Origin of the sequence: Kordiimonas sp. SCSIO 12610 (genome assembly GCF_024398015.1) — a bacterium.
In the GTDB taxonomy this organism is placed as follows: domain Bacteria; phylum Pseudomonadota; class Alphaproteobacteria; order Sphingomonadales; family Kordiimonadaceae; genus CANLMI01.
This window is the reverse complement of sequence record NZ_CP073747.1, coordinates 216,846-237,085: the sequence shown is the minus strand read 5'-3', so window position 1 is coordinate 237,085 and position 20,240 is coordinate 216,846. Positions and strand designations below refer to the sequence as shown.

General features: G+C 45.1%; 17 protein-coding genes. 11 read left to right on the top strand and 6 right to left on the bottom strand.

Features of this window, described 5'->3' with window-relative positions; genetic code table 11:
* Positions 1-145 precede the first annotated feature (145 nt).
* From KFF44_RS01185 to KFF44_RS01155, 7 genes are all read left to right on the top strand, one after another.
* A complete protein-coding gene (locus KFF44_RS01185; protein ID WP_255936379.1) occupies positions 146-757 on the top strand; it encodes a ribonuclease D in 612 nt (203 codons plus the stop codon).
* Between the two features lie 18 nt (positions 758-775).
* Positions 776-1,501, top strand: coding sequence for an LPS export ABC transporter periplasmic protein LptC (gene lptC, locus KFF44_RS01180; RefSeq protein WP_255936378.1), 726 nt, complete (start codon positions 776-778; stop codon positions 1,499-1,501).
* 1 nt (position 1,502) lies between these two features.
* Complete coding sequence (locus KFF44_RS01175) at positions 1,503-2,021, top strand: LptA/OstA family protein (RefSeq protein ID WP_255936377.1); 519 nt, start codon at positions 1,503-1,505, stop codon at positions 2,019-2,021.
* Positions 2,022-2,206: 185 nt separating this feature from the next.
* A complete protein-coding gene (gene lptB, locus KFF44_RS01170) occupies positions 2,207-2,980 on the top strand; it encodes an LPS export ABC transporter ATP-binding protein (RefSeq protein ID WP_305118798.1) in 774 nt (257 codons plus the stop codon).
* Positions 2,981-2,989: 9 nt separating this feature from the next.
* A complete protein-coding gene (gene rpoN, locus KFF44_RS01165; RefSeq protein WP_255936375.1) occupies positions 2,990-4,576 on the top strand; it encodes an RNA polymerase factor sigma-54 in 1,587 nt (528 codons plus the stop codon).
* Between the two features lie 275 nt (positions 4,577-4,851).
* Complete coding sequence (hpf, locus tag KFF44_RS01160) at positions 4,852-5,424, top strand: ribosome hibernation-promoting factor, HPF/YfiA family (RefSeq protein WP_255936374.1); 573 nt, start codon at positions 4,852-4,854, stop codon at positions 5,422-5,424.
* A gap of 138 nt (positions 5,425-5,562) precedes the next feature.
* Positions 5,563-6,006: a PTS sugar transporter subunit IIA gene (locus tag KFF44_RS01155; RefSeq protein WP_255936373.1), complete on the top strand. Its 444-nt coding sequence runs from the start codon at positions 5,563-5,565 to the stop codon at positions 6,004-6,006.
* A 32-nt stretch (positions 6,007-6,038) separates the two neighbouring features.
* On the opposite strand, the gene truA is transcribed toward KFF44_RS01155, so the two are convergent.
* From truA to KFF44_RS01130, 5 genes are all read right to left on the bottom strand, one after another.
* Positions 6,039-6,779 (bottom strand): tRNA pseudouridine(38-40) synthase TruA, encoded by a 741-nt coding sequence (gene truA, locus KFF44_RS01150; protein ID WP_255936372.1) that lies wholly within the window; start codon positions 6,777-6,779, stop codon positions 6,039-6,041.
* A 4-nt stretch (positions 6,780-6,783) separates the two neighbouring features.
* Positions 6,784-7,698 carry a methionyl-tRNA formyltransferase gene (gene fmt / locus KFF44_RS01145; RefSeq protein WP_255936371.1) on the bottom strand — a complete coding sequence of 305 codons (915 nt, stop codon included), beginning with the start codon at positions 7,696-7,698 and terminating at the stop codon, positions 6,784-6,786.
* A 44-nt stretch (positions 7,699-7,742) separates the two neighbouring features.
* The gene (def, locus tag KFF44_RS01140; protein ID WP_255936369.1) at positions 7,743-8,261 is read right to left on the bottom strand and encodes a peptide deformylase; all 519 of its coding nucleotides are present in this window, start codon (positions 8,259-8,261) and stop codon (positions 7,743-7,745) included.
* A gap of 86 nt (positions 8,262-8,347) precedes the next feature.
* Positions 8,348-8,680 carry a DUF1491 family protein gene (locus KFF44_RS01135; RefSeq protein ID WP_255936368.1) on the bottom strand — a complete coding sequence of 111 codons (333 nt, stop codon included), beginning with the start codon at positions 8,678-8,680 and terminating at the stop codon, positions 8,348-8,350.
* A gap of 14 nt (positions 8,681-8,694) precedes the next feature.
* The gene (locus KFF44_RS01130) at positions 8,695-9,036 is read right to left on the bottom strand and encodes a PilZ domain-containing protein (RefSeq protein ID WP_255936367.1); all 342 of its coding nucleotides are present in this window, start codon (positions 9,034-9,036) and stop codon (positions 8,695-8,697) included.
* A 155-nt stretch (positions 9,037-9,191) separates the two neighbouring features.
* On the opposite strand from KFF44_RS01130, the gene KFF44_RS01125 reads away from it, so the two are divergent.
* Positions 9,192-10,607 (top strand): sigma-54 dependent transcriptional regulator, encoded by a 1,416-nt coding sequence (locus KFF44_RS01125; RefSeq protein ID WP_255936366.1) that lies wholly within the window; start codon positions 9,192-9,194, stop codon positions 10,605-10,607.
* Positions 10,608-10,619: 12 nt separating this feature from the next.
* Here KFF44_RS01125 and KFF44_RS16200 read toward each other — a convergent pair whose 3' ends face one another.
* Positions 10,620-12,905, bottom strand: coding sequence for an NADP-dependent malic enzyme (locus KFF44_RS16200; RefSeq protein WP_305118790.1), 2,286 nt, complete (start codon positions 12,903-12,905; stop codon positions 10,620-10,622).
* A gap of 207 nt (positions 12,906-13,112) precedes the next feature.
* Between KFF44_RS16200 and mutS the strand changes: the two genes are divergently transcribed.
* Genes mutS through murJ form a run of 3 tightly spaced genes read left to right on the top strand, consistent with a single transcriptional unit; the run spans position 13,113 to position 20,188 of the window.
* Complete coding sequence (mutS, locus tag KFF44_RS01110; protein ID WP_255936365.1) at positions 13,113-15,842, top strand: DNA mismatch repair protein MutS; 2,730 nt, start codon at positions 13,113-13,115, stop codon at positions 15,840-15,842.
* A 21-nt stretch (positions 15,843-15,863) separates the two neighbouring features.
* Positions 15,864-18,629 (top strand): [protein-PII] uridylyltransferase, encoded by a 2,766-nt coding sequence (locus KFF44_RS01105; protein ID WP_255936364.1) that lies wholly within the window; start codon positions 15,864-15,866, stop codon positions 18,627-18,629.
* The gene (gene murJ / locus KFF44_RS01100; protein WP_255936363.1) at positions 18,626-20,188 is read left to right on the top strand and encodes a murein biosynthesis integral membrane protein MurJ; all 1,563 of its coding nucleotides are present in this window, start codon (positions 18,626-18,628) and stop codon (positions 20,186-20,188) included. The genes KFF44_RS01105 and murJ overlap by 4 nt, the downstream gene beginning before the upstream one ends.
* The last annotated feature ends 52 nt before the right edge of the window (positions 20,189-20,240 follow it).

Sequence of the window (20,240 nt, the reverse complement as noted above, 5' to 3'; positions counted from 1 at the left end):
TACATATCTTCCTCAGCTTTTACCCAACTAGCCTGAAACCATATCCATTGCATTAATATGTGAATAAACCCTCGCACGCTCTTCTTTTTTCTGCCACAAGCATGATATAAGAGTGTGAAAATAATTCGTTATATTTGGAGATACGATGTCTGTTTTTGTTCATGACGGTGACCTGCCGGATAATCTTGACTTTGGAAGCATGGTCGCGGTTGATAGCGAAACAATGGGTTTAAACCCGCACAGAGACCGGCTATGTGTTGTCCAGCTATCATCCGGTGATGGAAATGCACATTTGGTAAAGTTTGACGGTATTTCTTACGATGCGCCAAATCTGAAAAAACTGATGGCTGACCCAAACGTTATTAAACTCTTTCATTTTGCCAGGTTTGATGTGGCCGTTTTATCGCATTACCTGGGTGTAGAAGTTACCCCCATTTACTGCACCAAAATCGCCTCAAAACTCGTTAGAACATACACGGATCGCCACGGTCTAAAGGACTTGTGCCGCGAACTGGCTGGCATCGAGCTTGATAAACAACAACAAAGTAGCGACTGGGGAGCGCCAACATTATCTGAAGCGCAACAAACATACGCCGCTTCTGATGTTCTGTATCTCCATCAGCTAAAAACAAAGCTCGATATCATGCTGGAGCGCGAAGGTCGAACTTTAGAAGCTCAAGCAGCGTTTAATTTTTTACCAATACGCGCGAAACTCGATTTAATGGGATTTGAAAATATGGACATTTTCTCTCATTAAGCTGCTAAAAGGCGACTCATGGCAAAAACAGTTACAGATCATTATGACAGCGAAGAACGGGCAAAAGATGATGCCCGAAACGCGCTTTTGCCCAAACCAATCATCAAAGAAGGGCCATTTTGGGATCAATTCGTTTCTTTAATGCGAATTACCTTGCCTGTTTTTGCCCTGATACTGGGCGCAATTACAATATTATGGCCCTTCATCAATGAGAAAGAGGTTAGTTTCACACTATCAAAAGACGAAGTCGCCCAAGGTGATGGTCGTGTTCGTATGACCAATCTGCAGTATGTAGGAACAGATAATGATAATCGACTATTTACAGTTACAGCGGAAAGCGGTGAGCAGGCTGACCCCAATGCCGAACGTGTGAAACTGACCGCTATTACCGCAAAAATGGAAGTCGAACCAGATGTGCCTGCGATCGTAAACGCCCGAACAGGTATCTACCGAATGAAAGAGCGAACACTCTCTTTAATTGGCGGTGTCCATCTGGAAACAGGAAATGGCTACACACTGGATATGCTGGGCGCAGATGTTGACCTCAGCACCCGATCAGCTGAAGGGCAAGGCTCCATACTGGGTACATCCGATTTGGGTGAAATTCGCGCAAGCAGAATGACTATTCAGGTCAAAGAACAAATTGGATTATTTGAAGGAGGTGTCAAAATGCGTATCCTTCCCCAAAGACCAGATAATGACCGTCCCGAACCGTCTAAACCGTTATCAACCACAGGAAGCTAAAATGACCCGCGCCCTATCTCTATTCATACTTATAGTTCTAGCCTCCGGTGTAGCTAACGCTCAATCTGACCTGAAAAATCATGATACCTATCAACCATTGGATATTGACGCAGAGCGCTTTGAACTACGTCAAAAACAAGGGCAAGGTGTATTTTCCGGCACCGTAAAAGTTACGCAAGGAAAGTTGATATTAACGTCGGACTCTCTAACTGTTTTCTACACATCAAGCGGCGAAGGCCTTAACCCGTCGATAGAACGACTAGATGCCCGTGGCGGTGTAAAACTTTCATCATCAAGCGAAGAAGTGATTAGCGAGTGGAGTGTGTATGATGTCAATCGTCGTCTGGTTACCTTTGGAGGGAATGTCAAACTGACCCAAGGTCAAAATACTTTAAACGGTGAACGCCTGGAACTGGATTTAGTCAGTGGTCTGACAAAGCTGGATGGTGAAACTGGAAAAAATGATGGCCGTGTTCGCGGCAGCTTTTCCGTCCCGAAAAAAGATGGCCAGAACAAGTAGCCTCTATTCCAGCAATATTTGATATCACAGATAAAATTACTGAAATTTCATTATTTTAACTGGCTGTTAACCAATAATAGTGGTTTATTGCATATATACATGCATAAAATGAGCCAGAATAGAAATCAGCTGATATTATTGAAATTGAGATTAGAAACTAATCATAAGAAATATTCATGAGCGATATGAAACAGAGCGATAAAACTTCGAATACTAAAGCTGATCAAACGCAGAAACGAGGCGGCTTACATGTAGAAGGGATTGGGAAGTCCTATAATGGTAGACCAGTCTTGCGCGATGTTTCCATTTCTGTCCACAAAGGCGAGGTAGTCGGCCTTCTAGGCCCTAATGGAGCCGGAAAAACAACAACATTTTATAGCATTACCGGGTTGATTGCACCTGATCATGGTCGGGTTTCGCTTGATGGAAATGATATTACCCATCTCCCAATGTATCGAAGGGCACGCCTTGGCATCGGTTACCTACCGCAGGAAACTTCGATTTTTCGTGGCATGACAGTCGAAGAAAATATCCGTGCCGTCCTAGAGATTGTGGAAGAAGACAGAGCCCTTCGGGACGCTATGCTCAACGAATTATTAGAAGAGTTTTCTATCACGCATTTAAGAAATACTCAGGCACTGGCGTTGTCTGGTGGTGAACGACGCCGCTGTGAAATCGCTCGTGCGCTCGCTGCAAGGCCAAGCTTTGTTCTTCTAGATGAACCCTTTGCCGGTATTGACCCAATTGCCATTTCCGATATTCGCGACCTTACGTATCATCTGAAAGATCGGGGTATCGGCGTTTTGATTACAGACCATAATGTACGTGAAACACTAGATATCATTGATCGTGCATACATTATTTACGACGGTCATGTTCTTTTTGAAGGCACTGCAGACGAAGTTCTTAAAAGTCCTGACGTGCGCCGTGTATATCTTGGTGAATCGTTTAGTCTATAGGTATTCAGGATGGCACTTACTCCCAGATTAGACCTAAGACAAAGCCAGCAACTGGTCATGACGCCCCAGTTGCAACAAGCGATTAAGCTCCTTCAACTTAGTAATCTGGAACTAGCGGACTATGTAGCCGAGGAAATTGAACGCAATCCCTTACTGGAAAACGCTGGCGAGAGTGCATCCCTCACTGAAATAAATCCTGATAACGGCGAGGGTGGTGGAACCGCTGATGATAGTTACCTCCGTGAAGACGGAACGGGAAACGATAATAACGACGGTATGATTGCCGCCGATACCAGTATGAACACGGCGATTGATACAACAAGCGGTAATGACACCGCGCTTGACACTGATTATCAGGATAATGTCTTCAATAACGATGCTGTTGCCGATAAGGCAGGCAGTATCTCGGACACAAACGCATCTGGTTCACTATCTTATGATGGGTCAAGCCAAACAAGTTCATCCGGTAGCTTTAATGACGACCGAAGTTTCGAGCAGACCCTCGAAGAAAGTGAAAATTTACATGATTTTCTAACGCGTCAGATGACAACCTTATTGAAAACGCAAGGTGATCGCATGATCGCCATGCACTTGATCGATATGGTGGACGAAGCCGGATATGTCGACCAAGAAAACGTCTATGAAATTGCGCCTAGACTTGGTTGTGACCAAGAGGATGTCGAGGCTGTTCTTGTTCAATTGCAGAAAATGGAGCCATCTGGGGTATTCGCCCGTAACTTGGCCGAATGCCTTGCTATCCAGTTAGCCGAGCAAGACCGATTAGACCCGATTATGCAAAAGTTTCTCGCCAACCTAGACCTGCTCGGAAAACGAGACATGGCGGGATTAAAAAAAGCATGTGGTACGGATCAAGAAGATCTGACTGATATGATTAAAGAGATCAGAACGCTCAACCCAAAACCCGGGTTACTCTATAGTTCTGATTCCGTGCAACCCGTTGTGCCTGATATTTTCATATCCAAGAACAAAGCCGGCGCATGGATTGTTGAATTAAATACAGATACATTGCCAAAAGTACTTCTAAACAGCCACTATTTAGCTGAGCTTGAAGGCGTTACGGGCGAAAAAGAAGCCAAAACATTTGTATCTGATTGTGTATCTAATGCTAACTGGCTTGTGAAAGCATTGGATCAACGGGCCAAAACTATCCTTAAGGTCGCAACTGCGCTTGTTAAAAAACAGGAAATGTTCTTCGAGCATGGTGTTCGCTATATGAAACCACTGATCTTAAAGGATATTGCCGAAGAAATTGATATGCACGAATCAACGGTTTCACGCGTGACAAATAATAAATTCATGTCGTGCTCCAGGGGGATGTTTGAACTTAAATATTTCTTCACCTCAGCGATTTCTTCTGCGTCCGGCGGTGACGCCCATTCAGCAGAATCTGTTAAATATCGGTTGAAAGAATTGATAGACCAGGAAGACCCAAAGAAAATTTTATCTGATGACAAGCTTGTGGCACTCATGAAGGCTGAAGGTGTCGATATTGCGAGGCGAACCGTTGCAAAATACCGGGAAGCGATGAAAATCCCATCATCGGTTCAACGCCGACGTCAGAAAAACATGGCTTAATCTTCCGAGTCGCAAATATATTAACCCTATTTAATTTCTAATCAACCTTGAAATGTCATTTAATATCAATAGATTAGTAATAGTGATATTTCTTATGAGGCAAGCATAGCCCGATATGTGCTAGGCTGTTTTTGACTAATCGCAAAGATTAGCACGCACGGATAGTGCACCATTCTAAAACGTGCATTATCCCGAGCCTCCTCGGGGATATCACACGTCCCTAGTACCGGGTAGATTGATAAACTCTACCCCTAAAGAAAGGAAGAATGGCCCTTATGGAAATCAATGTTACCGGAAGAAAAATGAATGTTGGCGAAGCTTTAACAACACATGTAGAAACTCAGCTTTACGCCATTGCAGACAAATACTTTACCCGCTCCATTGATGCTTCAACTACATTCTCAAAAGAAGGACATACCTGTCGGTGCGATGTATCTCTACACGCAAATCAAGGCATTAACCTCCAAAGTCGAGGCGAAGCAGAAGACCCTTATGTCGCTTTCGAAGCAGCAGCGGAAAAAGTTGAAAAACAGCTGAGGCGATATAAGCGACGAATAAAAAATCACCATAATTCGCCAAGCCGGGATGCTGCAGTTGAACTTGCAAACGATACGGTAATCGCACCTGAAGACCAAAGCGACGATGCTGATGACAAGCAAGACGATCAGCCTATCATCATTGCCGAATCAAAGAAGGAAATCCCAAGCGTAAGCGTAGGTGACGCTGTTATGCTAATGGATCTTGCTGATGCAAGCGCTTTCATGTTCAGGAACGACCGTAACGATTCGCTCGAAGTTGTGTATAGGCGGCCTGATGGTAATATCGGCTGGATCAGCCCTAGTTCCTAAAACTTGACTATATAGAAACGCTAATGGCATTAAACATTAGCAACAGATAACATACCATACTAACGATAGAGCTTTTCATTAGATGCTATCGTTAGTATTATTTTTTACGCTGAATTCATTCAATAATTTACTGGCAAAATGATGGAAATAGAAGAGTTTCTAAACGCAGATAATATACTTCTAAGTTTTGCCGCCTCGAGTAAAAAACAGATACTTGAAGCACTTTCAATTCATATAAGTAAAAGCGTAAATATTGATCATTATGAAATTCTCGCAGCCCTTCATGACAGAGAACGACTGGGTAGTACCGGTGTAGGTGGCGGGGTCGCGATACCACATGCACGGCTGTCTGGCCTCACTTCGATTACTGGGCTTTACGCGCATTTACAAAAGCCTATCCCGTTCGAATCAATTGATGACAAGCAAGTAGACTTGATTTTCATGTTGTTGATGCCAGAGGAAGCTGGCGCAGAAAACCTGAAGGCGCTTGCAAAAATTTCACGAATACTGCGTCAGGAAACCATACGAACAAAACTAAGAGATACAGACAATAAGCAAACCGTGTTTAAGCTGTTTTCTTAATCACTCCACCACTATCCGATATATATTGCGATTTAGTATTCTACACTTCGAAAGTATAAACCATCCGGTGGGGCATTCAGCGGCAAGGCCGAACGATCACAGGCTTCTAAAACGTCTTTGACAGCATTTGGTTGCAGCTTACCAATACCAACCTGCTGCAATGTACCTGTAAAAGAACGGATCTGATGATGAAGAAATGACCGGGCACCAGCATGGATTAGCACCACATCACCAGTACGCTCTACCTTCACATAATCGACTGTTTTTATTGGACTTTGTGCCTGACAATGAATATGTCTAAAACTTGTAAAGTCATGCTGGCCAACTAAATATTGAGCCGCTTTATCCATTTTTTCAACATCGAGCGGCGCTTTCACATGCCATTCAAGGCCGCTATGAAAGGTAAGCGGTGCCCGTCGATTGCAAATTTTATAGGTGTAGTGGCGCCTGACAGCTGAAAATCGTGCATGAAATTCACTGTCTACTGGCTCAACAGCCAATACAGAAACGGGATGTGGACGACAGTGATAATTAAGCGCGCCCTGAAGCTCATCAGGGCCAATATCACGCATAACATCAACATGCGCTACTTGACCGATTGCATGCACACCAGCGTCAGTGCGACCAGAACCAGACACAACAGCATTTTCACTAGGAAGAAATGCAGAGAGGGCGTTTTCTAATACCTCCTGAACCGTCAGAATGTCCTTCTGGCGTTGCCATCCAGCAAAAGGCCGACCGTCATACTCGATTGTTAGCTTAAACCTCTGCATAAACTTAGCTAACTATTGTTCCAGCAGGTACAGAGGTACCTAACAAGAAGCTTGCGCGGTCGGTTACACCCTTCCCCGCTTTCTGCAAAAATTTTGGCCTCAAAGCCCCTTTGGAGCATGCAATTGTTAAATTGTCATCAAGAACAATCCCTGCCTGCCCCGAACCGTCACACACTTCGCTATCAAGAATTTTTATACGAGAACCATTGAGTTCACACCAGGCACCAGGAAAAGGGGAAAGGCCGCGAATTTGCCTGTCAATTTCCAAAGCAGGCTTGGTCCAATCAATCCTCGCCTCTGCCTTATCAATTTTACTGGCATAGGTAACACCCTCTTCTGCCTGTTGTTCAGGCACAACTTCACCCGCCGCATAATCACAGATTGCTTGATCAATGATATCAGCGCCCATTGTCGCCAATTTATCATGCAATAGTGCAGTTGTATCGGTGGGAGCGATCGGCGTAGACACGCGGGTAATAACAGGCCCGGTATCAAGACCTGCCTCCATAACCATAATGCAAACGCCTGTTTCCTGGTCTCCCGCCATGATAGCACGATGAATGGGTGCTGCACCGCGCCAGCGCGGCAATAAGGATGCATGCACATTCACACATCCAAACTTCGGCGTATCTAGTATGGATTGTGGTAGAATTTGGCCATATGCAACAACAACAGCAATGTCTATTTCGTGTGACTGGAACCTAGTAAGCTCTTCGGGGCTGCGCATAGTTTGCGGTGTGAAAACTGGCAAAGTATGTTGGTCCGCAAAATTATGTACTGCGCTTTTGCGCTCGACCTTACCGCGACCAGCTGGTCGGGGGGGTTGGGAATATACTGCCACAACATCGTGCCCAGCGCTAAGTAACGCTGCCAGCGTTGGAACAGCAAAGTCAGGTGTTCCCATAAAAGCTATTCGCACAATATTTTCCCTTTAGTGTTGTAATTCTAGAAACAGGGTCAGATTTAAAGCGCCACCGTTTCTTTTGTTGCTTTGGCCACCTTCTTAATGATCATATTTCTGCGTAGCCGTGATAAATAGTCGATAAAAACAACACCGTTTAAATGATCGATTTCATGTTGGACACATGTAGCGGTGAGGCCATCCATTAGCTGTTCTTGTTCTTTCCCATTATAATCCAGATACTTAACTTTAACGCTTTCTGGCCTTTCAACCTCTGCATAATGTTCGGGCACAGACAAACACCCTTCATTATAGATGTTGAATTCTGGCGAAGACCATGTGATTTCCGGATTTACAAGAAAAAGAGGCTGAGGGTTTTCTGCGTCACCTTCTGTATCAACAACGATGACACGTTTTGGAACTGCAACCTGAATAGCGGCCAGGCCAATACCAGGCGCTGAATACATAGTTTCCAGCATATTATCCATGAATTTCCGCAGATCGTCATCAACAGTTCCAATCGGATCTGAAACCGTTTTTAAAAGTGGATCTGGTACCGAGATAATATCAAGTTTCGACATTGGCTTTCCATATTTACCTGTTTTACAAGGCTGTAACTAGGTATATGGAAATGATTAGTCAAGTTTTCTGCGGAATTCAAGGCCGCTTATTCCAAATGATAGACACTCCTCATGTCTTCAATTTCAACAACCCAACAGTCACTGTCGAATTTAAGTCGTTTATCGATTATTTGCTGAGCTTCTTGGGCGTTCATACCGTTATCAGGCCCGCGTTTTGCCCAAACGGTGTCCCCTTCGAAGGTTGTTGTGCGTTCAAATACAAGGATACCCGCGTCAAATCTATCGACTTTGATTATGACCCCACCGCGTTCCACATCACCTTTGTGAACAACAAATGCAGGAAGTCCTTTGCCAAAACAGGCACGGATATGGGCATCGATCCATAATTTTGAAGCAAGACGAATAGGAGGATACTCCAAATCAAAGTAGGGTATTAACCATCGATTCCCAGAATATGTAACCGGTCTTCAAATAGCGAGCGAATTTCATCTGAGTCAGCTTGAAACGCTAACCCCAGAGCTTCGTCTTCGGTCCAGGCGATTACGGCAGGAATTGAAGCGCGAGACATTACAGACAAGGAAACTTCCGCGCCTACACGAAGTGGTATATCAACCCGAACCCGAGCGCCGCCCAGCGACAGATTCCATACCTGACACGAAAAATCATAACTCGCTACCGAGATTGTCGCTGGCCACAAAACTGACCGTCGCTTGAACCCCCTGCGATTAGCTGCATCATTATCAGCTTCAATATCAGGCATATCTTGAGTCGTCATAAAATTTCATCATGCATAATGTTCTTTGGACTAATACCGCATTATAGTGGGTAAATGTAAATGAAACGTATAAATCTTTGCAGCCGATTAAACAACGCGTTATTGTTTTGAATATTATACGAAACGTATTTTGAAATCTGTAAGAGAGCCATTTTGTGCAAAACCAAGATGCAACAATTCTGATCGTCGAGGATAGTCCAACTCTCGCACTCACCTATCAAGCCTACCTGAAACCACTAGGCCATGAGGTACTCATTGCAGAAACCGGAAAGGACGCCATTGAGAAAATCGCGAACCATAACCCGCCGGTAATTTTTCTCGACCTCAAGCTACCAGATATGGATGGCCTCGATATATTACGCCGCCTAAAGCAAGAAGGGAATAAGGCCCAGATCATTGTGATAACAGCGCATGGGTCTGTTGCAATCGCTGTTGAAGCTATGCAAGAGGGAGCAAGCGACTTTATCCTCAAGCCCTTTAACGCAGACCGACTAAGCACGACCGCTAAAAATGCCCTTGAAATCTATCGCCTGGCTTCACTGGTGGAAAAGTATGAAGGACAGAAACCAAAAACATTGGGTCGATTTATCGGTGATAGTTCTCCCATGGCTGCTGTTTACCGCATGATTAATGATGCCGCCCCCTCAAAAGCAAGCGTATTTATTGTTGGGGAGTCTGGTACTGGTAAGGAACTGTGTGCAGAAGCTATTCATCAAACCAGTCCGCGCACCAATAAAAACTTTGTTGCCTTAAACTGTGCCGCCATTCCGGCCAATTTAATTGAAAGCGAGATTTTTGGACACAAACGCGGGGCGTTTACAGGAGCCACCGAAGACCGGGAAGGTGCTGCCCTTCGCGCTGATGGTGGTACTTTATTTCTCGATGAAATATGCGAAATGCCGATGGATTTACAAGCCAAATTATTGCGCTTCATCCAAACCGGGCAAATAGCCCCTGTTGGCAGTAATGTAACACAGGTGGTCAATGTCCGATTTGTGTGCGCAACCAACAGACTACCCTGGGAAGAGGTGCTTGCCGGACGTTTTCGTGAAGATCTCTATTATCGATTACATGTTATTCCAATTCATCTGCCTCCGCTTAGAGAGCGTGAAAATGATGTGATCCTGATCGCAAACAGCCTATTGAAAGCCTACGCGGAAGAAGAAGGGAAGTCGTTTGACGGCATCGACAATAGCGCCAAAGACCGACTGTTATCACATTCTTGGCCCGGAAATGTTCGGGAGCTTGGTAACGTAATTCAAAGCGCAGTTGTCTTAAACCACGGACCAACATTAACGGGCGAGATGTTGACCCCTCTTATTGGTCCCACCCGTCCGGTTGCCAGCCACAAAAGCACGTTACAGTCACCGCAAACATCAACAGTAACACCAAACGATCTGATCCCTATTCCTAAAACTGCACAAGATATTTGGCCTCTCGCTCTATCGGAGCGAAAACTTATCGAGCATGCAATTAAATTATGTGATGGTAAGGTTGGTGCTGCGGCAGAGAAACTCGATGTGAACCCATCGACACTCTACCGCAAAATTAAATCCTGGAATCAGTCCTGACCAATTTTAATGTCAGCTGTCTTCCCTGATTTGCTCAAGCACACCTGCGGTACTTGCAGCAAAACCTGCAATATTGACAAGGTCTGATGCTGTTGATTGCACACGGGCAATCTGAATTGAATGGCTCATCCCCAGCAATACAGGACCAATCACTTTACCGCCGCCTAATTCAGCAAGTAATTTATAAGCAATATTGGCAGAATGAAGTGCTGGCATAATCAACAAGTTGGCCGGCCCAGAAAGTTTGCTGAACGGATATAACTCACGCAACTCCTCGTTTAAAGCAACATCCGCCTGCATTTCACCATCATATTCAAATGTAACACCTTTTTCATCGAGGATTTCTACTGCACGCTGAATATGTTTTGTCTTTTTGGACGGCGGGTTACCGAAATTTGAGAAGGATAAAAAGGCAACACGTGGATCATGACCCAATCGGCGTACATAATCAGCAGCCACTTCAGCGATTTCAGCCAAATCTTCTGCTGTCGGGCTTTCATTCACAGTCGTGTCAGCCATAAAGACAGTCCGCCCTTTGGTGACAATGATTGACATTCCAAACGGCCGTTTACCCGGAAGCGGATCAATCACCCGCCGAACATTTTTCAACGCACGCCAATAATGACGGGTAACCCCTGTTACCATCGCATCCGCATCGCCTGTAGCAACCATACAAGCAGAGAACACATTTCGGTCGCGGTTAACCAATCGCTTGATGTCACGCAGTAGAAAACCTCTGCGATTTAAACGTTCATAGAGATACTCAATGTAATAGTCACTGCGCTTGGTATTTGCTGCGTTCCTGATTTCAAAGCCATCTGCTTCAATTCCCATATCCCGGAGTTTTTCACGAATAGGGGCTTCATACCCCACCAATACCGGTATTCCATATCCTTCGTTTTTGAAACTAACTGCAGCCCGTAAAACCTTATCTTCCTCAGCTTCTGCGAAAACAACGCGCCGTGGTGCTTTACGTTTCAAATCTTCAAACATAGAAGACAGTGTATCAACCGTTGGGTCCAAACGTGCTGAAAGCGAGCGCGCATAGGCATCTAGGTCTTCTATTGGTTTTCTCGCGACACCCGTATCCATCGCGGCTTTGGCAACCTTCAGGGGTACAGCGCGAATTAGGCGCGGATCAAACGGCGCAGGAATAATATAGTCGGCACCATAATGCGGGCGTGTACCATAGGCAGCAGCAACTTCATCAGGGACATCCTCTCTTGCTAACTCTGCAAGGGCATTGGCCGCGGCAATTTTCATTTCTTCATTAATAGTACGTGCCCTGACATCCAAAGCACCGCGGAAAATGTAAGGAAAGCCAAGAACATTATTGACCTGATTAGGATAATCAGAGCGCCCAGTAGCAACAATTGCATCCGGACGCACGGCTTTAACATCTTCTGGTGTAATCTCGGGATCAGGATTTGCCATCGCAAAAATAATAGGCTTTTCCGCCATTTCTAAAACCATATCCTGCGAAATAGTGCCGGCTGCCGATAAACCAATTAATACATCAGCGCCTTTAATCGCATCATCAAGCGTACGTGCATCAGTTTTAATAGCATGAGCAGACTTCCACTGATTCATGCCTTCACTTCGCCCTTCATAGATCACGCCCGTGCGGTCGATTATCGTTACATTCTCATGCGGGACACCCATCGCTTTAATAAGTTCGATACAGGCAATACAGGCAGCACCCGCACCAACGGCAACAATTTTGGTGTTTTTCATGTCGCGGCCCGTTAAATCCAGTGCATTTATAAAGCCAGCCGCTGTAATGATTGCAGTACCATGCTGATCATCATGAAATACCGGGATATCCATCATCTCCCGCAGGCGTTGCTCAATTATAAAACACGCCGGTGCACCAATATCTTCCAGATTGATGCCGCCAAAACTCGGCCCCAATAATTTCACACAATTGATAAATTCATCAATGTCTTCACTGTCAACTTCAAGGTCGATTGAGTCCACATCAGCAAAACGCTTAAAGAGAACGGCTTTCCCTTCCATAACCGGCTTAGACGCTTGCGCACCAAGGTTACCAAGCCCCAGAATTGCAGTACCGTTAGAAATAACTGCAACCAAATTACCTTTGCTGGTATAATCGTACGCCGTGTCAGGGTCTGCCGCGATTTCCTTCACTGGCACCGCAACACCAGGGCTGTAGGCAAGCGACAAATCACGCTGCGTAGCCATGGGCTTAGACGGTGTTACTTCCAGCTTTCCAGGGCGTCCAGAACTATGAAAACGAAGGGCTTCTGCGTCTGTAAATTTGGATGATTTATCAACCATTATTTATCCTTAAAGTGTCGATCTAACTGCATTCAATTCAAGAAATCGCATTATCCAGACTGGCGATATATAGAAGAATGATTTAAAACAAAATATATTGATTGTTACCATGGGGGCACCATAGATAATAGTCAGAAAAAACACACTCCATTTTGTAATTAATCACAAGATGGTATGGACATTTTGATCTGTGAGATAATCAAAAATATGACTGCGGCCACAAATACTGTATCTGAGACAAACAACAGTGCTCAAAAGAAAAACAAATGGCACATAGCGTCCGAAGACCCGAGCGCAACACCAATGATGGCCCAGTATATGCAAATTAAGGCGGACTATCCTGATTGTCTGCTTTTTTATCGCATGGGCGATTTCTATGAGTTGTTTTTTGACGATGCAGAGCGAGCCGCAAGCGCTCTCGACATTACATTAACCAAACGGGGAAAACACGCAGGTGCAGATATCCCTATGGCAGGTGTTCCTGTGCATGCTGCTGAAAATTATCTGGCACGACTTATAAAAAAGTCTTTTAAAGTAGCAGTTTGCGAACAAACAGAAGACCCGGCAGAAGCAAAAAAACGTGGGTCAAAATCTGTAGTCCGTAGGGAAGTCGTACGCTTAGTTACACCAGGCACATTAACGGAAGATAATTTACTCGATGCCCGAAGCCATAATTATCTTGTCGCTATCGGCCAAGCACAGAATTTCATAAGCCTCGCGGTTACAGATATATCAACAGGGGAATTTTTTATTCTCCCAACAAAAATATCAAGGCTCGACGGTGATTTAGCGCGGTTGAACCCGGGCGAAATCCTAATCAGTGAAACACTGATGGATCATGAAGAGTTTAACACGGCTCTATTTGACTGGAGGTCAGTTGTTAGCCCGTACACTGCATCAAGTTTCAGTAGCCAGACAGGCACTAAAAAACTGGAGCAAATATTTGACGTTTCCACACTAGATGGCTTTGCTTCTTTTACCCGTGCTGACCTAACAGCCGCCGCAGGGTTAATTGCATATCTAGAGGACACGCAAAAAGGCAACCTACCCAAACTATATCCTCCTAAACGGCTATCAAGCGATGGAAGTATGCTGATTGATGTCGCTACCCGTCGCAGCCTGGAGCTTGTTCGGACACAAACCGGTGACACAGCAGGCAGCTTGCTTTCGACCATTGATCAAACCGTAACCGGACCTGGCGCCCGCCTATTGTCCAAGCGCCTGTCAGCCCCCCTGACAGACCCTGTAAGAGTTAATGAGCGCCTTGATGCGGTTCAATATTTTATCGAACGCTTACCCTTAATTCAGGATGTTAGAGATATTTTGAAATCCACGCCTGATATGGAAAGGGCGCTTGCAAGAGTTGCGATGGAGCGCGCCGGGCCGCGCGACCTATTGGCAATAAAGAATGGATTAGAGGCCGCGCACCAATTAGGTACGTTACTGAATAATAGCGCTAATAATTTTGATGAGGCACTTTCCATAATTGCCGCTATCCAGGAAGATCTGGGCACACACTATGTGCTTAGTGATGAACTTGATCATGCATTAGTAACGGATCCTCCGTTAATAACGCGTGATGGTGGTTTCATTGCAAAAGGATATAACGCCGCGCTTGATGAGTTTAGAACACTCCGAGATGAAAGCCGCCAACTGATCGCTAACCTTGAAGGGCGCTATCAGCAGGAAACCGGTATTAATTCCCTAAAGATCAAACATAATAATGTGCTTGGATATCATGTAGATTTACCAGCTAAACAAGCTGATAAATTAATGGCGCCACCGCTGAATGAAACCTTCATTCACCGACAAACGCTTGCAAATGCCGTACGGTTTTCAACGACTGACCTCTCGAAGTTGGCTGGAAAAATTTCTGAGGCCGCAGACCGTGCCCTGGCGCTCGAGCAGGATATCTTCCAACAATTGGCAACGAAAGTTTTAGCAGAGTCATACCCAATTTCGTTAGCGGCTGAAGCCACCGCAAATATTGATGTATTATCTGCGCTTGCGCACCTCGCAGACATTAAAAATTACACACGCCCAGTTGTTGATGACGGTTTAGCGTTTGATATACAAGGTGGTAGACACCCTGTTGTCGAGAATGCGCTAGAGAGAAGTAACAACAGTCAATTCATTGCAAATGACTGCGACTTAAACCCCGATGAAAGACTTTGGCTGATTACCGGGCCTAACATGGCAGGTAAAAGTACTTTTCTAAGACAAAATGCCCTGATTGCTATATTAGCTCAAATAGGCGCCTATGTTCCTGCAACGAGCGCTCATATTGGTGTGGTTGATAAACTCTTCAGCCGTGTTGGTGCAGCAGACGATCTGGCGCATGGCCGATCTACTTTCATGGTAGAAATGGTTGAAACCGCCGCGATCCTCAATCAGGCAGGTCCACGATCATTAGTGATTTTGGATGAAATTGGTCGAGGAACAGCAACATACGATGGCCTGTCAATTGCTTGGGCAGCGGTTGAAAACCTTCACAATATCAACCAATCCCGCGCTTTATTTGCCACGCACTATCACGAACTAACCGCGCTCAAAGAAACCTTGGAAGCGCTATCCCTACACAGTATGCAAGTTCGCGAATGGAAAGGCGAAGTGATCTTTCTTCACGAAGTTGGAAAGGGTGCCGCAGATCGCTCCTATGGAATTCAGGTCGCAAAACTGGCAGGTCTTCCACCAAGGGTAATCACACGCGCACGTCAGGTCCTCGCCCACCTTGAGGTTAGTGACAAAGGGGACAAGGTTCGCGGTCTGGTCACCGATTTGCCGTTATTTCAAACTATTACAGACCATGAAGAGCCACAAATAGCAGGAAATGATCCATTGAGGGAAACGCTCGCAGATATTAACCCGGATCAACTATCGCCTCGCGAAGCTCTTGACGTATTATACACTCTCATTAGCTTGTCTGAGGACGAGTAATTTAAAAGGTGTTTGTTAAACATGTCTGACATTCGTAATCGCCGAGCAATTATCAATCGAAAAAACATGATAACTCAGCTCGATGTAATGTGCGAAACCTCAGCACCGCATTTATGGCAAACCGAATTAACAAAAATTCTTAAAACCAACTACCAAACCGGATGGAACGAAGTAAAAAGGCGTTTTGATGAAGATGCGGAAAACGGCCGAAAGGTTGCTGTTGCCTTATCATATTTAACAGACCAAACGTTACGTATCCTCTATGACTTCACAACTGAAAAGGTCTTTTCACTCGCTAATGCCACAGCTTCAGAACGTCTATGCCTTGTTGCTACTGGTGGCTATGGCCGCGGGGAGCTCGCTCCTTATTCTGATGTGGATCTATTGTTTATCATTCCATACAAATCAACCGCGTGGGCCGAAAATGTAGTTGAGTATATGTTATATGTCTTGTGGGATTTAGGCTTGAAAGTCGGGCATGCAACCCGGACCCCCGCAGATTGTGTTCGACTTGCCAAAGAAGACCTGACAATCAGAACCTCACTCCTGGAAGCCCGTTATCTTTGGGGCGATCAAAAACTATTCAAAGAAGCAGAAAGAAAATTTATCCGGCGTGTTGTCGCACCAACAGGAAAGCAATTCGTTGAAGAAAAACTAGCGGAGCGCGACCAAAGGCATAAAAAACTCGGTGATAGTCGATACGTAGTTGAGCCGAACATCAAGGATGGCAAGGGGGGCCTGCGGGATCTTCAAACCATGTGGTGGATTGCCAGATACCTTTATGGTGCTAAGGCTGAAAACAGCCCTGTAGATAATAATATTCTAACCGCAAACGAGAACCGCCAATATAACAAAGCAACGTCTTTTCTTTGGACCGTTCGCGTCGCCATGCATTTCATTGCCAACCGGGCTGAAGAACGGTTGAGCTTCGATATGCAGCGACAATTATCAGAAATACTAAATTATAAAGATCACCCAGGTACATCTGGTGTTGAACGGTTCATGAAACACTATTTTCTCGTGGCCAAGCAAGTCGGAGACCTGACACGTATTTTCTGTGCGGTCCTTGAAGAACGTCAGCAAAAACCAGCTTTTTTGGATCGTTTTAAACGGACAGTACGAGTGAGCGGTTTTATAAATCAAAAAGGTCGTTTAAACGTCTCCAAAGAGTCCGACCTGATCGAAAAACCCGAAAATATGGTCCGAATATTTGCAGTCGCTGACAAACATAAGCTAGATATTCATCCAAGCGCCATTCGGACCATAAAACAAAACCTTAATCGGTTGAATAATCAAATAAGAAAAGACCCTTCCGTCAACCAGGATTTTATTGAGGTTCTAACCTCCAGAAATGCAGCAGAAATTAATCTGCGAAGAATGAACGAAGCCGGAGTTTTTGGCCAGTTAATCCCCGATTTTGGACGCGTCGTTGCCCAAATGCAATATGACATGTACCATCACTATACGGTGGACGAGCATACCATTCGCGCGATTGGGCTTACGGCAAAAATTGAAGCTGGTCTGCTCGAGGAAGACCATCCCCTCGCATCGAAGATTATTAACAAAGTCGTCTCCAGACGAGTTTTGTATGTTGCGGTGCTATTGCATGACATTGCAAAAGGGCGTGGTGGTGACCATTCTGTTATTGGTGCTGAGGTTGCACAGTCTCTTTGTCCGCGATTGGGGTTAAACGCCAGCGAAACAGAAACCGTTGCGTGGCTTGTACTTCATCACTTACTCATGAGCCATACCGCATTCAAACGTGACCTCTCGGATCATAAAACAATTCTCGATTTCTGCGATATTGTGAAAAGCCCTGAGCGGCTCAGGTTATTGCTTGTTTTAACGGTCGTGGATATCCGCGCTGTTGGCCCAGGCGTCTGGAACGCCTGGAAAGGGCAACTTCTCCGTGATTTATATTCAGCAGCCGAAGAAGTTCTGGTAGCAGGTCACGTAAACACCCACCGTTCTGAACGAGTGAACATGAAAAAAAGCGCACTCGCTGAACGACTGGATGATTGGCCAGAAGACACTGTTACTACGTTTACAAAACGTATGGCTGATGCCTATTGGATTGCAGAAAATACCGACACGCATACCTTAAATGCGCGGCTTACCAAACGCGTTGATGAAAACAACGAGTCTTTTGGTGTTACGGCGCGTATTGAAGTAGAAAAAGATATGACGCGCCTAGCTGTATATATGGCTGATCACCCCGGCATGTTTGCCCGTGTTGTTGGGGCACTTAGGGTGGCCGGTGCCAGTATTGTTGACGCTAAAATTCATACCTCATTAGACGGAATGGCAATCGAGAATTTTACCTTGCAAACCCTGGATGGTTCCGCCTTTGATAGCCGCCGATCATTAGACCGACTAGAAGAAACAATTTTAGGGGCTCTTAATGGTTCCATTAAGTCCAAACAAGAGCTCGATAAAAAACCGGTTTTTGCCGCCAAGCAAGACGCATTTACCATAGAACCTGTTGTCTTAATAGATAACCGGGCATCAAACCAATCTACCGTTATTGAAGTGAATGCCAAGGACCGCCCGGGCCTCTTGTATGACTTGGCATATACACTCTATCATTTGAAACTATCCCTGTTTTCAGCCCATGTTGCGACATACGGGGAAAGAGCTGTTGACGTTTTTTATGTCAAAGACCTTACAGGCCAGAAAATCAGCAACAAAGTCAGATTACGAAATATTGAGGATAAACTTCTAAAAGCAGCACGAAACGAGCCGATCTTTAATCGTAAAAAGAAAAGCGCGAAGGAGACCGCTGCGTGAAGCTTATTAGGCGGGTATCAGAAGTTGGGGGATTGACCCTGATCAGTCGTATTTTAGGGTTTACGCGCGATATTCTTATGGCGCGCTTCCTCGGTGCTGGCATGGCATCTGACGCTTTTTTCATTGCTTTTAAATTGCCAAACTTTTTTCGCAGACTATTTGCGGAAGGTGCTTTTTCTGCGGGCTTCATTCCTGTTTTTTCCAAACTACTGGGAAAGAGCATCACAGCCGAAAGCGAAGCGAAAGCAAAGGCATTTGCGGCAAATGTTCTTGCATGGTTTCTCCCTATCTTGGCAATTTTCCTAATCCTTATGGAAGTTGCGATGGTCCCTGTAATGCTAGGGCTGTCTGGCGGGTTTGAAGGAAACACCGTTAAATTCAACCTTCTGGTAGAGCTTGGGTGGTATACCTTTCCCTATCTTTCCCTTATTTCTTTGGTGGCACTCTATGGCGGCATGCTGAATGCTTATGGTCGATTTGCAGCAGCTGCCTTTGTTCCTGTTCTTTTAAATATTTTTATGATCAGTGCACTGATCCTGGCCCCCGATAACGACATTACTGCAGCACGTTACCTTGCTATCGCGGTATCGCTATCAGGCGGTGCACAATTTCTATGGTTATATATTGCGGCTCGCAGGGCGGGAATACGCCTCAAATTGCCCAAGCCACACATCAGCGATGATTTTAAAAAGTTTATTAAAATGGTGGGACCTGCAGCAATTGGTGCCGGTATTACCCAGATTAACCTCCTTATTGATACAATTCTTGCCGCACGATTTTTACCAGAAGGCTCGGTATCATGGCTGTTTTTTGCAGACAGGCTTAATCAACTACCAATCGGGATAATTGGTGTTGCCGTAGGAACAGTATTGTTGCCAACAATTTCACGGAGTTTAGCGGACAACGACCATACATCTGCAATTAACCAGCAAAACCTCGCATTCCAGTTTTCAATGCTCATTACCCTACCAGCAGCCGTTGCTTTTGTTTCAATCGCAGAACCTTTAATAACAACCCTGTTTGAACGCGGTAACTTTGACGCTGTGGCGACGAAAGCAAGTTCAGCAGCACTCGTGGCCTACGCTTGCGGTTTACCGGCCTATATTATTGGAAAAATACTGATCCCAGGATATTTCGCTCGCGGCAACACCAAAACGCCTGTTAAAATTGCTGCGATCGCCTTGTTGGTAAACACAAGTCTGAACATCGCTTTCATCGGACCATTTGGGCATGTGGGATTAGCAGCAGCAACAGCTATTGCCGCATGGGTTAATATCCTATTGTTATACTTAGGCCTCAGGCGCGATAACAATTTTTACTTTGAAAAGACAAGTCTCATTAATTCTGCAAAATATATGGCATTTGCTATTTTAATGGGAGTTGGCCTTTATTACCTATCCGGTGTTTTCAATGTCTATTTTGAAGAAGGCGAAATAACGCGCACATTTGCCCTGATTACCCTTATTCTTTTCGGCGTAGTATTTTATTTCGCGGGGCTTTTATTGACACGAACTGTCACGGTTGGTGATATGCGCAAGTTACTTTCAAAAGAACGTTAATATACTCATATCTCTTGACCACTTAAGGTTCTTATTGCCATAAGGCGTCAAA

Coding starts and splice junctions, on each gene's coding strand:
- KFF44_RS01155 (WP_255936373.1), top strand. CDS start 5,563: ATGATGGAAATAGAAGAGTTTCTAAACGCAGATAATATACTTCTAAGT.
- KFF44_RS01185 (WP_255936379.1), top strand. CDS start 146: ATGTCTGTTTTTGTTCATGACGGTGACCTGCCGGATAATCTTGACTTT.
- hpf (WP_255936374.1), top strand. CDS start 4,852: ATGGAAATCAATGTTACCGGAAGAAAAATGAATGTTGGCGAAGCTTTA.
- KFF44_RS16200 (WP_305118790.1), bottom strand. CDS start 12,905: ATGGTTGATAAATCATCCAAATTTACAGACGCAGAAGCCCTTCGTTTT.
- KFF44_RS01175 (WP_255936377.1), top strand. CDS start 1,503: ATGACCCGCGCCCTATCTCTATTCATACTTATAGTTCTAGCCTCCGGT.
- KFF44_RS01130 (WP_255936367.1), bottom strand. CDS start 9,036: ATGACGACTCAAGATATGCCTGATATTGAAGCTGATAATGATGCAGCT.
- lptC (WP_255936378.1), top strand. CDS start 776: ATGGCAAAAACAGTTACAGATCATTATGACAGCGAAGAACGGGCAAAA.
- mutS (WP_255936365.1), top strand. CDS start 13,113: ATGACTGCGGCCACAAATACTGTATCTGAGACAAACAACAGTGCTCAA.
- KFF44_RS01105 (WP_255936364.1), top strand. CDS start 15,864: ATGTCTGACATTCGTAATCGCCGAGCAATTATCAATCGAAAAAACATG.
- truA (WP_255936372.1), bottom strand. CDS start 6,779: ATGCAGAGGTTTAAGCTAACAATCGAGTATGACGGTCGGCCTTTTGCT.
- def (WP_255936369.1), bottom strand. CDS start 8,261: ATGTCGAAACTTGATATTATCTCGGTACCAGATCCACTTTTAAAAACG.
- rpoN (WP_255936375.1), top strand. CDS start 2,990: ATGGCACTTACTCCCAGATTAGACCTAAGACAAAGCCAGCAACTGGTC.
- lptB (WP_305118798.1), top strand. CDS start 2,207: ATGAAACAGAGCGATAAAACTTCGAATACTAAAGCTGATCAAACGCAG.